General features: G+C 53.0%; 14 protein-coding genes. 5 read left to right on the top strand and 9 right to left on the bottom strand.

The window, feature by feature from the left end:
* The 9 genes from G8770_RS08640 to G8770_RS08600 form a co-directional block, all read right to left on the bottom strand.
* Positions 1-1,590 carry a phospholipase D family protein gene (locus G8770_RS08640; protein ID WP_167184766.1) on the bottom strand — a complete coding sequence of 530 codons (1,590 nt, stop codon included), beginning with the start codon at positions 1,588-1,590 and terminating at the stop codon, positions 1-3.
* 498 nt (positions 1,591-2,088) lie between these two features.
* Positions 2,089-2,871, bottom strand: a complete 783-nt coding sequence (locus G8770_RS08635; protein WP_167184919.1) for a TrmH family RNA methyltransferase — start codon at positions 2,869-2,871, stop codon at positions 2,089-2,091.
* 222 nt (positions 2,872-3,093) lie between these two features.
* Positions 3,094-3,996, bottom strand: coding sequence for a Rossmann-like and DUF2520 domain-containing protein (locus G8770_RS08630; RefSeq protein ID WP_167184762.1), 903 nt, complete (start codon positions 3,994-3,996; stop codon positions 3,094-3,096).
* A gap of 253 nt (positions 3,997-4,249) precedes the next feature.
* Positions 4,250-4,663, bottom strand: a complete 414-nt coding sequence (locus G8770_RS08625; protein ID WP_167184760.1) for a CBS domain-containing protein — start codon at positions 4,661-4,663, stop codon at positions 4,250-4,252.
* A 206-nt stretch (positions 4,664-4,869) separates the two neighbouring features.
* Entirely contained in the window at positions 4,870-5,643 is a 774-nt protein-coding gene (locus G8770_RS08620; RefSeq protein ID WP_167184757.1) for a pyridoxine 5'-phosphate synthase, read from the bottom strand.
* A gap of 54 nt (positions 5,644-5,697) precedes the next feature.
* Complete coding sequence (locus G8770_RS08615; protein WP_341771105.1) at positions 5,698-6,345, bottom strand: peptidylprolyl isomerase; 648 nt, start codon at positions 6,343-6,345, stop codon at positions 5,698-5,700.
* A gap of 100 nt (positions 6,346-6,445) precedes the next feature.
* The gene (locus G8770_RS08610) at positions 6,446-7,120 is read right to left on the bottom strand and encodes a TIGR04211 family SH3 domain-containing protein (RefSeq protein WP_167184754.1); all 675 of its coding nucleotides are present in this window, start codon (positions 7,118-7,120) and stop codon (positions 6,446-6,448) included.
* Between the two features lie 283 nt (positions 7,121-7,403).
* Complete coding sequence (locus tag G8770_RS08605) at positions 7,404-7,709, bottom strand: YciI family protein (RefSeq protein WP_167184751.1); 306 nt, start codon at positions 7,707-7,709, stop codon at positions 7,404-7,406.
* A gap of 111 nt (positions 7,710-7,820) precedes the next feature.
* A complete protein-coding gene (locus G8770_RS08600) occupies positions 7,821-8,534 on the bottom strand; it encodes a VC0807 family protein (protein ID WP_167184748.1) in 714 nt (237 codons plus the stop codon).
* Positions 8,535-8,629: 95 nt separating this feature from the next.
* On the opposite strand from G8770_RS08600, the gene G8770_RS08595 reads away from it, so the two are divergent.
* The 5 genes from G8770_RS08595 to rluB all read left to right on the top strand — a co-directional run bounded on the left by G8770_RS08595 (position 8,630) and on the right by rluB (position 13,451).
* Positions 8,630-9,454 carry a PHP domain-containing protein gene (locus tag G8770_RS08595; RefSeq protein ID WP_208022125.1) on the top strand — a complete coding sequence of 275 codons (825 nt, stop codon included), beginning with the start codon at positions 8,630-8,632 and terminating at the stop codon, positions 9,452-9,454.
* Between the two features lie 158 nt (positions 9,455-9,612).
* Positions 9,613-10,236, top strand: coding sequence for an L-threonylcarbamoyladenylate synthase (locus G8770_RS08590; protein ID WP_167184747.1), 624 nt, complete (start codon positions 9,613-9,615; stop codon positions 10,234-10,236).
* A 366-nt stretch (positions 10,237-10,602) separates the two neighbouring features.
* The gene (locus G8770_RS08585; protein ID WP_279537130.1) at positions 10,603-11,442 is read left to right on the top strand and encodes a segregation and condensation protein A; all 840 of its coding nucleotides are present in this window, start codon (positions 10,603-10,605) and stop codon (positions 11,440-11,442) included.
* Positions 11,443-11,568: 126 nt separating this feature from the next.
* Positions 11,569-12,597 carry an SMC-Scp complex subunit ScpB gene (gene scpB, locus G8770_RS08580; RefSeq protein WP_167184744.1) on the top strand — a complete coding sequence of 343 codons (1,029 nt, stop codon included), beginning with the start codon at positions 11,569-11,571 and terminating at the stop codon, positions 12,595-12,597.
* A gap of 17 nt (positions 12,598-12,614) precedes the next feature.
* On the top strand, positions 12,615-13,451 hold the full coding sequence (rluB, locus tag G8770_RS08575; protein ID WP_167184741.1) for a 23S rRNA pseudouridine(2605) synthase RluB: 837 nt from the start codon (positions 12,615-12,617) through the stop codon (positions 13,449-13,451).
* The last annotated feature ends 39 nt before the right edge of the window (positions 13,452-13,490 follow it).

Here is a 13,490-nt window from a genome sequence, read left to right as displayed (position 1 = left end):
CTAAATTTGCTGTTCAATCGGCAGCCATGACAATAACCACACTTTAAAGCGCTGCCAACCGCTCGATTCCGGATCCTTGTACTCTGTGATCAGGTTGCCCTGTTTGTCCTGGGCTTGCCATTGCAAATCATCGTCTTCATTGAGTGAAAGTCGCCAGGCAAAATTGGGCCGAGTCCATTCTTTATAGGTGTCTGCGAGTTGTTGATTGATCTTGTTGCTATGAATATAGACACCAATTTCTGTATTTTGGATGAGTGACCGACCGTCTAAATTGACCGACCCAATGATCACCTTGTCGTCATCAATTACAAAAGATTTGGCGTGCAGGCTCGCCCGTGAACGGCCTTTAAACCATTGAATCCTGCGTTCCTCACCGGCCTGTAAACGCAATTCCCACAATTGAATCCCGGCTTCCAGCAACGGTTTGCGGTATTGGCTGTAGCCGCTGTGTACGACGGCGACATCAGTGGTACTCAAAGCGTTGGTCAGCACGGAAACCTTGACCCCCCTTTTCTCAAGGTCGCTGAGGAACGCGAGCCCATTTTCCCCGGGTATGAAATAGGCAGAGCTGATCAACAGTTGCTCCCGGGCTTGATTAAGCACGGTTTTTAGCTTGGCACCCAGGAATTGTTGTGGGTCAACTTCGTCCCGTTTTGTGGCTTTGTCAGGTGGATCTGCATAGAGTGAGGCCTGACCCCATTCAAAAGTAATCTCACCGGAAACAATATCCTGACCAAGCTGTGAGTGCTCCAGAGCTTTCGTGAACTCGGAATCCCTGACGGTGTAGAGGTATTCCGCCCCCATTTTGCGCAGGTCGGTCAGGGTGCCGCCTTTTTTAGCCTTCAGAATCACGTTCAGGGGAACAGAGGCTTCGTGATTCCAGTAGGTGTCGAAGCTGTTCGTGGCTTGAGAGACTACCGGGCCAAAGCAGAAAATGTCCACATCCTGAAAAAAAGTTTCGTCGTTGGAAAAGTACGGGTCGCCAATATTACGGCCGCCGGTCACAATGGCTACACCATCGGCCACCATCAGTTTGTTGTGCATGCGGTGGTTGATCCGGCCAAAGTGGAAAGCTTGTTGAAAGGTCCTGGGCAAGCCGGAGCGGGCGACGACCGGGTTGAAGACCCGGATTTCGATGTTGGGGTGTTGGTCCATCACCGCAAACCAGGGATCCTGGATGGGAGCGCCCAGATCATCAACCAATACCCTGACACGCACCCCCCGATCAGCGGCATTGAGGAGTTTTCCCAGGATGAGTTTGCCGGAGATGTCGTTAGAGAAGATGTAATACTGTAAATCGAGGGACACATCCGCATTGTCAATCATGGCTATCCGGGCCATAAACGCAGACAGGCCTTCCTGCAAAAGGTACAACCCGTTCTGGTCACCCTCTTGTCCGTGCTCGATCCGCTGCCTGGTGATCATTTTCTGCAGGCGAGTGTTGTCGCCGTGCAGGGTGTAGGTCGCTACACGTTCTTCCGGGTGATAGTCCGCGTTAGATTGACAGCCGTTGAGTTGCATAACAATCAGGCAGCCAAACACTATACCCAGGAGGTTGAGGGGCAGGCGGGCGATAAACCGAACATACATTGAATTGCCTTGAGAGGGATTCGACGCTGGCATAGGGGGTACATGCACTCCTGATCGACAAAGACTAAAGTTGGTAAGCATCACTGTTCGGTGCCGCGGGGATACCTTCAAGCTCGCTGCACAGCTTGATGGCTGATCATCACAGCCGCAGCCGAGGTTTACCGGTTTGGGCCTTCAGTTTAGCGGGTTGCGACATTAGGACCCGTATGGACGACGTTTAAAACAGTATAGACAACCGTGGAGAAAATACCGGCCAGGCCCAGGGCTGGGCAAACTCCAAAGAGGACTGCTTATGGTGGTTCAAGGTATCAGGCGCATGGGGGAGCTTGTAGCGGGACGGCTGTAAGCCGAGCTTGTAGTCGGGTTTGCCTTAGAGGGGCAGGGCAAGGCTGGAAATAGCCAGGCCCGCCAATGTCTGGGTTAGCGGGTGGCTGGCAGTGCCGGTTTGATTGAACCGGGCTCCTGACGCGGCTGGTCGGAGTCAGGTGGCGGCGCTTCTTATAGTTGACCTCTGAAAGCCAGTAAGCTGGCAGTCACTGCCACGTTGAGGGATTCAACACCATTGTTCATGGGTATGCTTACCAGTTGATTGCACTCTCTGGCGACTTCGTCTGAGACCCCGTCCGTTTCATTGCCCAGAACGAAGACCTTGGCCCCAGTGTGCGGAATTTCACCCAGAGTATGCGGGGCATGTGACGATAGCCCATAAATAGAACTGCCGTTTTCACGAAATTCTGCCAGAGTCTGAGCCAGGTTTTGGCAGCGTAAAATCGGGGCCCGGAACAGAGTGCCGGCGCTGGCTTTAATCACCAGGGCATCCAGCTTGGCGCAGCCTTTTTCCGGAAGCAGTAAAGCTTTAGCGCTGCCGGCGCACACGGATCGAATGATCATGCCGAGATTTTGAGGGTTGGTGATGCGATCCAGGGCAATGATTTCGGCGTGCTGGGATGCCGGGCTGTTGAGAAAGTCCCGATAGTCCTGATAGCCGGAACACACCAGGTCAACCGCGACCCCCTGATCTTGCTTGCTGTTGCGTGAAATGCGGGAGAGTGCCTGACGGTCGTGATAGAGAATTTCCGCTTGTTTGTTTTCTGCCAGCTTTATGATGTCCGCTATGATACCGCCAGGACGGTTGGATTCAGCCAGGTGCAGTCGATACACTTTGGTGGCGGGATCTTCCAGGGCTTCCAGCACCGGTTTGCGTCCATAAACCGTGAGCAGTTGGTTAAAGAATTGTTTTTTCTTCAGATAGCTTTCGCTGTCACTCTGGGTCACGTTGATGTCCTGCCGAGGTGTATCGGGATTTAGAGGTATCGGAATTGCGCGGTGTTGGGTGTAGACAAACCAGGCTGTTGGGTAGCGGATTATACGGTATTCCAGCGGCCTTTTAGCAGGGACTTTCTCCCGTTAAGGCCTATTTAACTTATTTAACCCTAGCCTTAACTTATTTAACCTTAGCCGTCTTTTGCCATTTAACTTAGCCACATTTTTGCAATCGAGGCCCTATTGGGTGTCGAAACCGGATTGCTGCAGCAGGGATTTGATCTCAGCCAGGTCTTGAGGAGGTGCGCTGCGCTGCTGTTTTTCTGCCACCCGGACAGTTTGTTGCCCCATTACCTGGTAGATCTCGGCCAATAGAGAGTGCTTGTGGGCCTTTAGCTGTGCCAGTTGCTGCAGTTGGTTGCGTACCGTGTCCACATCCCCGCGAGAGATGGGACCTGTCAACGCGGCTTCCGGTGAACCGGTTAAGGCATTGTCCAGTGTTTGATGGGTGATCGGTAAAAGCAATTGTTGGGCCTGGTTTCGGCTAACTCCTGCGGCTTCAAAGCACTCCAAACTGGCATCCATCAAACCGACCAGATAGTTACAGGCCATGACCGAGGCGGCGTGATACAGGGTTTTGTGCTCGCCATCAATGGCAAACAGTTGTGCCCCAATGTGTTCAAAAGCAGGCAGTAATGTGGCAAGAGCCTCGGGGTGGCCTTCATAACCGCAAAAGCTTCCGTGAAAACTGTTTTTTGACTCTGCAGGCGTGGCAAAGCTGTGGATAGGGTGGATGCTCGCAACCTGGTAAACCTCTGAGGCTTGGGGCTTAAGGCAGCTACTGTTCAGTGCACCACTGCAATGAAATACCACGGTATCCGGAGTCAGTAACTGGCTCTTGTGCAACGCCTGGACTTGTTTGGCAATGTTGCCGTCCGGTGTCGCTATCAACCATACGTTGGCGGGAGTCATTTGCTGTACGGAGGTGACGGCTTCACCGGCACCAATAAACTCACAGGCTGCTTTTGCACTGGGTAGGGATCGGGTTATTACCTGCTGAATGGTAAATGTGGCGTGCGCATGCCAAAGATGAGCCAGCGTTTGCCCGAGTTTGCCGGCGCCGACCAGGTTTAATGTCTTCATAACGTCGGGGGAGTTACCTTTTGCGGTGAGCTGCATAATCCGTTTCAATGCCGCGCAGTATAAAGCCCGTACCGCCTCTTGGGAAACTGGCGGTTTAATTGTTCGGAGCGGCGGTAAGATGCCCCCTGGAACCATAGAAGGTAAGGCCGCTCAACCGGCTGTTTGGAGCAAAGCCGGTGGCGGGCAATAGAGGTCGTTGACTCAGTATTTGGTTGTTTGCACCGGCTTTCAGGCCAGTGTTCCGGTGAGGGGCTTATTTATGGGAATAACAGTCTTTGTTGTTTTCCAGCAAGGCCTTGAGCACGTGTGAACGGTTGATAATGCCTATCAGTTTGCCTTCGCTGACCACCGGGTAATTCTTGGGGCGCCGGTCAAGCATACTTTCCGCGATTTCCAGAATCGAGGTATCCGGGGTGACGGAGAGTACCTCAGAGCTCATGACTTTAGTAATACTGGGTGACTCAGCGCAGTAAAAGGTGTCGTTGAGCATCTCTTTCATGCAGTCTTGTTCAGAAATGTATCCCACCAGCTTTTTCTCCTGGTCGATGACGGGCATTCCGATGACTCCTCCACGCAACATGGCTTCTACTGCATCTTTGATGTTAGAGGTGATTAATATTGCGCAGGTATTTCGGTCCATGTAATCCTTCACCAAAATTGAGTGCATAAACGCTTTCCTCGAGTCCGTATTGCCGTATTTGGTTCTGATATTCTGAGTGTAAGCTTAGCTCAAAAAAGAGGCTCTCAATAGCTTTTGGGGGTGATGTAGTGAGGGGGCAGGCTGGGGAATTGCCGGAGTGCTGGTACGAGGGGGGAAGGAGCGCTGAGGGTGAGGTGGGCGCGCTAAGCGCCCTGGCTATGTCGATGACTGGGTCAGGACTGACAAATGAGGTGATAGCGTTTAACCGCTTCGCTCATCCCCATTGCAATCGAATCCACCGTCAGGGCGTGTCCGATGGAGACCTCCAGCAAATTGGGGATCTCCCGAAAACGGGGCAGGTTCTCCAGGTCCAGGTCGTGGCCGGCGTTAAGGCCCAATCCGGCCTCAGCCGCCGCAGTAGCTGCCGTCACGTATTGATCAAAGATGGCATCCAAATCGTCAGACCTTGTGCGGTAAGCATCGGCATAGGGGCCGGTATACAGCTCAATACGATCCGCGCCAATGTCCTTGGCCAGCTTGATCTGCTCCACGTCGGGGTCCATAAACAGGCTGATGCGGCAGTTCCAGTCTTTCAATTGACGGATAATGGGTTCCAGTTGTTTGGCAGAGGTTTTTAAATCAAAGCCGTGATCGGACGTCAGTTGGTCGTCGCTGTCAGGCACCAGTGTGCATTGGTCGGGGCGGCTCTGGTTGATCAGCTCCATGAACCCCGGATAGCTGCCGATCGCCCCGGCGTAAGGATTGCCTTCTACATTAAACTCAATCCCTTCGAGGGGGCGCACCAGGGCGCTTAAATCCATGACATCTCCCGGGCGTATGTGCCTCTGATCCGGGCGAGGGTGGACCGTAATTCCTTCGGCACCGGCCGCGAGGCAAATTTTGGCGTGCTCTACCACAGAGGGGTAGTTGCCCTCACGCGAGTTACGCAGCAGGGCAATTTTGTTCAGGTTAACACTCAGGGCAGTCGCGGATCTGGCGTGGCTCATAAATATCTCTGTCTGGGGCAGTGAAAGTTCGTCTTGTTAACGTGCCGATAGCGGTTAAGGTTTGACGGTAACAGCGAGTATGCGGATGGGCAGGTCGGGCGCCTGGGCGCGATATTTGCCCTGTGGCTCTTCTGTCATTTTGTCCACAACATCCATTCCCTCAATCACCCTGGCAAACACAGTGTAGCCGGGTTGATCTTTCTGCGGGTCAAGGTGACGGTTGCGGTTCAAATTGATGAAGAACTGGGAGGTTGCGCTGTCAGGGTCCGGCAGTCTGGCCATTGACAGGGTGCCGCGACGGTTTTTCAAGCCGTTGTTGGATTCGTTGACGACAGGGTCATGAGTCTCTTTTTTGACAAAATCGAAGGTCATCCCCCCACCTTGCACGACAAACCCCGGAATGACCCGATGAAAAATGGTGCCGACGTAAAAGCCGTCGTTACAGTAGCGCAAAAAGTTGGCGACGGTCGCAGGGGCCTTGTCGGGAAAGAGTTCAATCAAAATAATGCCCAGGTCTGTTTTCAATTCGACGTGCCTGGCGGTGATCTCGCTTGAGGCCCCTCCCGTCACGGCAGTTTCTGTGACCTGGCTCATTGAGCTCAGGCTGAGCAGCGCCATGCCGACGAGCAGGACGAGGCGCAGACAGCTCATTTTCCATGAGTGACGACAGCGGGGTTGTGCACACAATATATGGCTAGACACCGGGGAATTCCTTCGATTCTGGCTGATTTTCCAGGCTTGACTGCGCTTTACAGGTTTGACTGGGTTAAGGGTCATGCTAATCAGAGGGCCTCTGACACGATTAAGCCCATTCACTGTATCGCTTACGGCGGCGCAAGGTCGGGATGATTAGCGTCAGGATCACTCCCAGCAGTACCGCCCCGGCCCCGTAGAGGAAAAAGGTATTCTGGGTGTCGTTTTGCAGACGCTGGTTTTCAGCCTTGAGAATATCCACTTCCGTTTGCATCAACTCATGCTCGTGCATTAATTCCTGATGGCGCTGATTCAGGCCAATGGCATTGGCCGACACCTGCTTGATTTCAGTCAGCTCACTTTGCAGCTCTGCGATGCGGGTGTTGGCTTCTGAGAGCTCCTGGTTTAATTGGCTGCCACTGGACTGGGCGCTGCTGAGTTGCTTTTTCAGGGCCTGGTATTCAGCGGTCACCTTGCTCAGGTTCGCTTCGGCGGTGGCTAATTTCAGCCCGGCGGTGGGGGTGTTCTTAAGATACTGGCTGCGAACATAGCCCAATTCACCGCTGCTGGTCTTTACTTCTGTCCACTCGTCATCCTCGGAGATTACCGTTAAACGGGTTCCACTTTTCAGTCCCTTATCGAGGATACGATACTGGTTGCCTTTTCCGCTGCGCAGCGGCACGTAGAGGGTGTCGTCCACCCAGCGGTATTCGGCGGCAACGGTATGGATCGAAAAGCACAGGGCAATCGCGGTAGAGATGATTAAGGTAATAATCTGTTTCACAAGGTTTTCCGGGTTGTTGGTTCGTGGAGGCGAAGCCTACTGTAAATGAACATAAATGCTTGTCAACTTGCTCACAAATAGCCGGCATAAGCTGTCATTAGCGCGATAAGCATAGCGTTTTGTCGGCAAACTGGCTTTCAGTGCTGATGGCACCATCCGGTTTACCCCTTGGGACCATTTAAGGCCAGGGTCTGATGGTCTAGCGCCTGGGGCTGTCGTGGGTACCTGGTACAGGGGGCAACACCCCCCGGTTAAAGTGGCAACAAGTTGCGCTATGGCTACCTCAAGGAAGTACTTTTTTATAGGGCTTGACGACGACTTTGGCGTAAACGCCCGCTTCGATGTAAGGGTCGGCGTCGGCCCATTTTTGAGCGTCTTCCAAAGAGCTGAATTCCGCCACCACCAGGCTACCGGTAAAACCAGCCTCGCCAGGGTCTTCACTGTCAATGGCGGGGTGCGGTCCGGCGATCAGAAGGCGACCCTCTGCTTTTAAGGCTTCCAGGCGGGCCAGGTGAGCACCACGGGCCTGTTTGCGCAGCGGCAGGCTATGGGGGATGTCTTCACTGATGATGGCGTAAAAGAGGCTCATGAGGCGTGTCCATTATTGAGTGTGATCTTCCATCAGGGGGCTTGCAGTAACCGCTAGGCGAAAGCAATGCCCCATGAGGGGTTAAAAATCGGTCTTTTGAAGGCGGAAAGACTACTGCTGGATCAAAATGTCATCCAGTTCCAGCTGGGTCAGGTGCTTGATTCGGCTGAACAGGTAGAAGAGCGCGCCCATCATGACGAGGGTCGCCGGTACTGCTATCACCGGGAAGCTTAATGCAGTCATTTTTCCGAGCTCGGCATTAAACTCCTCTGTCCCCGGGGGGCTGACCAACAGGTATTTGGCCAGGGCGTAATTGAGCACCGAGGACAAAAAGAACGACATAGCGATGAGGTAAGAGGCATTGACCAGCGCACCGTCAAATGCGGATTCGTTGCCTTTGCGTTTGAGCGCTTCGGCCACTTTATCCACCTGCAAAATCTTGTCGTTGTAAAGGAAGGTCTTCACCAGCGGAAACCGGGTTTTGAGTGAGATGACGGTGGCCAGGCCAAACAGGGCGGGAATGCCGGCTTCTTTGATGGCAATGTACTTGGGATCCAGTTCCAGCAGGCTGATCCCCCCCGTGAGGAAGATGCTCAGCACGCCCAGGGCTGAAAACAGGTTTACCTTGCCCGAGCGTCTGAAGTCGTTAAGGCCATAAATGATGGGGAAAGCCAGCGCGACGACGATTCCCCACTGGGTGCCGAGTGCTTCTGGCCCGCTGAACTTGGTCAAAATGACCGTGGGAATGACGATGTTCAGCAGCAGATTTAGCAGTAGGCTTTCGCGTTTGGGTTCACTTTTCGGTTGATTTACAGCTTGTGTCATTGCGAAACTCAGAGATAATGGAGCCAGTTTAAGGGCAGTAGTGACGTTGAGATGTTCTTGAATGCGCCTAAAGCCCTATCCCATAAGGAATTCGCTTGCACGATCTACATTCTCACAGTCTTTGTTCAGATGGTATTTTACGTCCTCAGGCGTTGGTGTCGAGGGCTAAAATGCAAGGCGTGACGGTTTTAGCCCTGACTGATCACGATACGGTCAGCGGAATCGGAGAAGCCCGCAACGCGGCGGCCGAAGAAGGTATTCGTCTTTTGCCGGGAATTGAGTTCTCATGCCTGTGGAATGGCACAGGTATTCACATAGTCGGGTTAAATATAGACCCTGATCACCCGGCCATGGTGGCCGCCGTTGAGCAACAGTCCAACAATCGCGAAATTCGTGCTGAGAAAATTGCTGCCAAATTGGCCAAACTGGGCATGCCGGGTACTTTGGAAGGGGCTAAGGCCAAAGCCGACGGGGGGGTTCTCGGCCGGCCTCACTTTGCCAAATTCCTGATTGAGGCGGGCCATGTCAAAAGCATGGATCAGGCCTTTAAAAAATACCTGGGGAGCGGTAAGCCGGGGGACGTCAAGCAGATATGGCCGTCCATTGAAGAGGCGGTCGGCTGGATCGTTGCGGCGGGTGGGGTTGCCGTTGTGGCTCATCCGGATAAATACAAGATGACCCGAACGAAGCTGGGGCGGTTGCTAGAGGAATTTGTCGCCGTTGGCGGTCAGGCGATGGAAGTGGTTAGCGGCCGCCAGGCTCCCGATGTTACCCGGGATATGCGCCTGCTGGCCAACAAGTACGGCTTGTACGCTTCTTGTGGCAGTGACTTCCACGTACCGGATCAGCCTTGGCAGGAGCTTGGCAACTTTGATGGGTTGCCCGAAGATTGTCGCCCGGTTTGGGATTTGTGGTCATAGATTTCAAATAGTTAACAACAACAGTTAACTTATAAACTCGATAAATAATATAATTGATTGATTCTATAGGACTTTACGCTGTCGGTGAGCCCGAGGGCCAGCGTCATGTTTTGTCTTTTTGTTGTAAGTCAGTCATTCAGGTCAGCAAGGGGAAGTCTGTGGCTCAATTTTTTCAAATTCATCCGGAAAATCCACAAGCACGTTTGATAAAGCAGGCCGTAGAGCTTATTCGCTCTGGGGGGCTGGTAGCCTATCCGACCGATTCGGCTTATGCCCTGGGCTGCCACATAGGCGACAAAATGGCTCTGGATCGTATCAGGGCCATTCGCCAGCTGGACAAGCATCATAACTTCACGTTGATGTGCCGGGACCTGTCAGAGCTGGCCACCTACGCCAGGGTGGATAATCAGACCTTCCGGCTGCTCAAGGGGCATACGCCAGGTGCTTTTACGTTCATTCTGGAAGCGACGTCTGAAGTGCCCAAGCGGTTGATGCACCCCAAACGTAAAACTATTGGTATGCGCGTGCCTGACAATCCTATCGCTCTGGCACTTCTGGAGGAATTGGGGGAGCCATTGATGACCAGTTCCTTGATCATGCCGGGAGATACGGTGCCGCTGACTGACCCTTATGACATTCGTTTGAGCCTGGAGCATCAGTTGGAACTGGTGATTGATGGTGGTTTTTGTGGCATGGAGGCCACCACGGTGGTGGATTTGACCGGAGATGCCCCGGAGTTGATTCGCCAGGGCTGTGGTGATGCCAGCGATTTTCTTGAGTGATCCTTTCTGAGGGCCATTGCACCGGGTACTGGCTGTGTTAATGTTTTCCCCTTTCGACAGTCGAAAGGGGGGAACGAGGGCCTGAATTGGTAAACAGGGCCACTCCTGCCTGTCTAGGGACAACAATAGTCGGTATAATAGCCGGCTTACATCAAGCGATGGCCAGGGCTTAGCGCGGCCGGGACGAATACGGATAACTTCTGATAACTACTGATAACTACGGACAAAAGGTACTTCGTGAGCAGTGACGTTGAAGCAATAGAAGTCGAAGATACTGTCGTTGAACGTTCGACCGTTGGGGAATCTTCAGTTGAGACTTCCGCTGCTGTGAGCCCTGTGGTTGCCAAAAACCTGGATAATACACGCCTGGGTAAAGAACGCCCAGCCGTCGCCGAGGCTCCGGCCAGTGCCACAAATGGACCTGAACAGTCTGAGATGCCTTTTGCCATGGTGCATGGGCAAGCTTTTACGCAGCTCCCTAAAGACCTGTATATCCCACCCGATGCACTGGAAGTGTTCCTCGAAGCCTTTGAAGGGCCGTTGGATTTACTCCTGTACCTGATTCGCCGTCAAAATCTGGACATTCTCGAAATCAACGTTGCCGACATCACCCATCAATACGTGAAGTATGTTGAGATGATGGAGGCCATGCACTTTGAATTGGCGGCTGAGTATTTGGTTATGGCCGCCATGTTGGCTGAAATCAAGTCCCGCATGCTTCTGCCTCGATCCAGCGAGGAAGAGGAAGAGGAAGAGGATCCCAGGGCACAACTGATTCGTCGTTTGCAAGAGTACGAACGCTTTAAGACCGCCGCTGAGGACATCGATGAGATGCCACGCATGGGGCGTGAGATCCATCAGGCCACAGCTCAGGCTCCGGACCGTAACGCAACCCGCCCGGATCCTGAGGTGGATATGAAAGAAATGCTGCTCGCGCTCTCGGAAGTACTGCGGCGGGCGGATATGTTTGAAAGCCACCACGTTGAGCGGGAGAAGTTGTCTACCCGTGAACGTATGGCTCAGGTTCTCGATCGTTTAAGTGGTAATCATTTTATGCCTTTTGTCAGTCTCTTCAGCGTAGAAGAAGGACGCCTGGGGGTGGTGGTTACTTTCCTGGCGGTCATGGAACTGATCAAGGAGCAACTGGTTGAAATTGTGCAGAGTGAGAGCTTCGGCTCGATTCACGTCAAAGCGCGGACCCAGTAAAGGCTGCACTTTTTTGGGGAAAGGCAGGGTTTTGCCGGTAGGGTCAGATTGCATCACATATAACAATTAACGGGACTAGGCGGTGGTTGGCTGAGACACCGGCAAATTTATCAGGTAGTAAGTTTAATGAGCCTTGAAAAACAATTACTTCGTCAGATATTAGAGGGTGCGTTAATGGCTGCAGGGCAGCCATTGACGGTTGAGAAGCTAATAACACTCTTTCCTGAAGAAGAGACAGCGCCCTCAAAAGAAGAAGTACTGGCAACGCTGGAAGAGATTCAGGCGGATTGTCAGGGACGTGGCTTTGAATTAAAGCTTATTGCCAGTGGTTGGCGTTTTCAGGTACGTGAAGAAACGGCGCCTTGGGTAAACCGGTTGTGGGATGAAAAACCCCAAAAGTATTCTCGGGCTCTGCTTGAGACGTTGGCCCTGATTGCTTACCGCCAACCCATTACCCGGGGAGATATCGAAGAGATTCGCGGTGTGGCCGTCAGTTCACACATCATTAAAACGCTGGTTGAGCGTGAGTGGGTCAAAGCTGTTGGGCACCGGGATGTTCCGGGTCGTCCATCATTGTATGCCACCACACGCCAGTTTTTAGACTATTTTAATTTGAAAAGCCTTGAAGAGTTGCCTTCCCTTGGGGAGATCAAGGATCTGGAAGACTTTAATAAAGAGCTGGATCTGGGCGGCGATATTCCCGCAGCGCTAAAAGCCAGTGCTGATCAGGGGGCGGACGGACCCGAAGAGCTGACTGAACAACAACCGGCAGCGAACCAGGAGCAGAGTGAACCGCAGGCCGAAAGCACCCTGCAGAGCCACGAGCCGTCAGCTGCAGAAGGCATTACTGACTCTCCAGACGCCAGTGAGTCAGTAACCAGGGTGGAAGAACTGGCGGAAGAATCTGCCTTTGAAGAAGAGGGCATGACGGAGGCTGAGCTGGCCGAAGCGCACATCAGTGATGCGGATACGCTTGATGATGAGGATGATGAGCGATCCTCGTTTGAAAAAGTCCTGGCGGGTGAAGCTCCGGAAGGCTTTGACGATTCACTTTCCGAGCCAGACGCAGAGCTCGAAAGCGAAGACACAACCCAGGGGAGAGACAGCTTGTTCGCTCCCAGTAACGCAGCTTCAGTTTTTGACGAAACCGACTGAGCTGACATAAGAGAGATATGGAAAACGACGAAAAGTTACAGAAAGTTCTAGCCCGCGAAGGCGTGGGGTCCCGCCGAGAAATGGAGCGGGTGATTGCTGCTGGCCGGGTAGAAGTTAACGGTAAGGTTGCTCAGCTGGGCGACCGGGTCAGCATGAGTGATAGAGTGGTCGTGGATGGGCGCCGGTTAAAGCTGACACCGCCAGAAAGTACACCGATTCGTGTGCTGCTTTACAATAAGCCAGAGGGTGAAATTTGCTCCCGGTCGGACCCGGAAGGGCGCAAAACCGTTTACGAGCGTTTGCCGGAGATCAAGGGTGAGCGCTGGATTTCGGTGGGCCGTCTGGATTTCAACACCAGTGGTTTGTTGCTGTTCACCAATGATGGCGAACTGGCGAATAAATTGATGCATCCATCGTCGATGATTGATCGTGAATACCTGGTGCGTGTTCAGGGTGACGTAGACGATGACATGAAGAAGCGCCTGAAAGAAGGGGTTCTTCTGGACGACGGCAAAGCGCGTTTCACGGACATCGTTGATGGCTCGGGTGATGGCAGCAACGCCTGGTTTTATTGTGTGGTGATGGAAGGTCGCAATCGCGAAGTGCGCCGTCTGTGGGAATCTCAGGGGGTTAAAGTCAGCCGCCTGAAGCGAGTGCGTTACGGGAATATTTTCATTCCTTCACACGTGCGTGTGGGACAGTGGATTGAGCTGAACTACCGTGAAGTGAAGGAGTTGTGCCTGACTGCGGGTGTTGAGCCACCCAAGCCAAGTCCGACTTCCCGTCAAAAAGATCAGGAACGTGAACGTCAGGTTCAGCGTCTTCGGGCTAAAGGACCGCGTCGTAAAAATTAAGTTTGGGTTTATTGTCCAGATCTACAAAAAAGCGGCTTA

The sequence above is a fragment of the Pseudomaricurvus hydrocarbonicus genome, assembly GCF_011602365.1.
GTDB lineage: Bacteria > Pseudomonadota > Gammaproteobacteria > Pseudomonadales > Cellvibrionaceae > Pseudomaricurvus > Pseudomaricurvus hydrocarbonicus.
The sequence above is the reverse complement of the archived record's forward strand: the minus strand, read 5'-3'. Positions and strand labels throughout refer to the sequence as shown.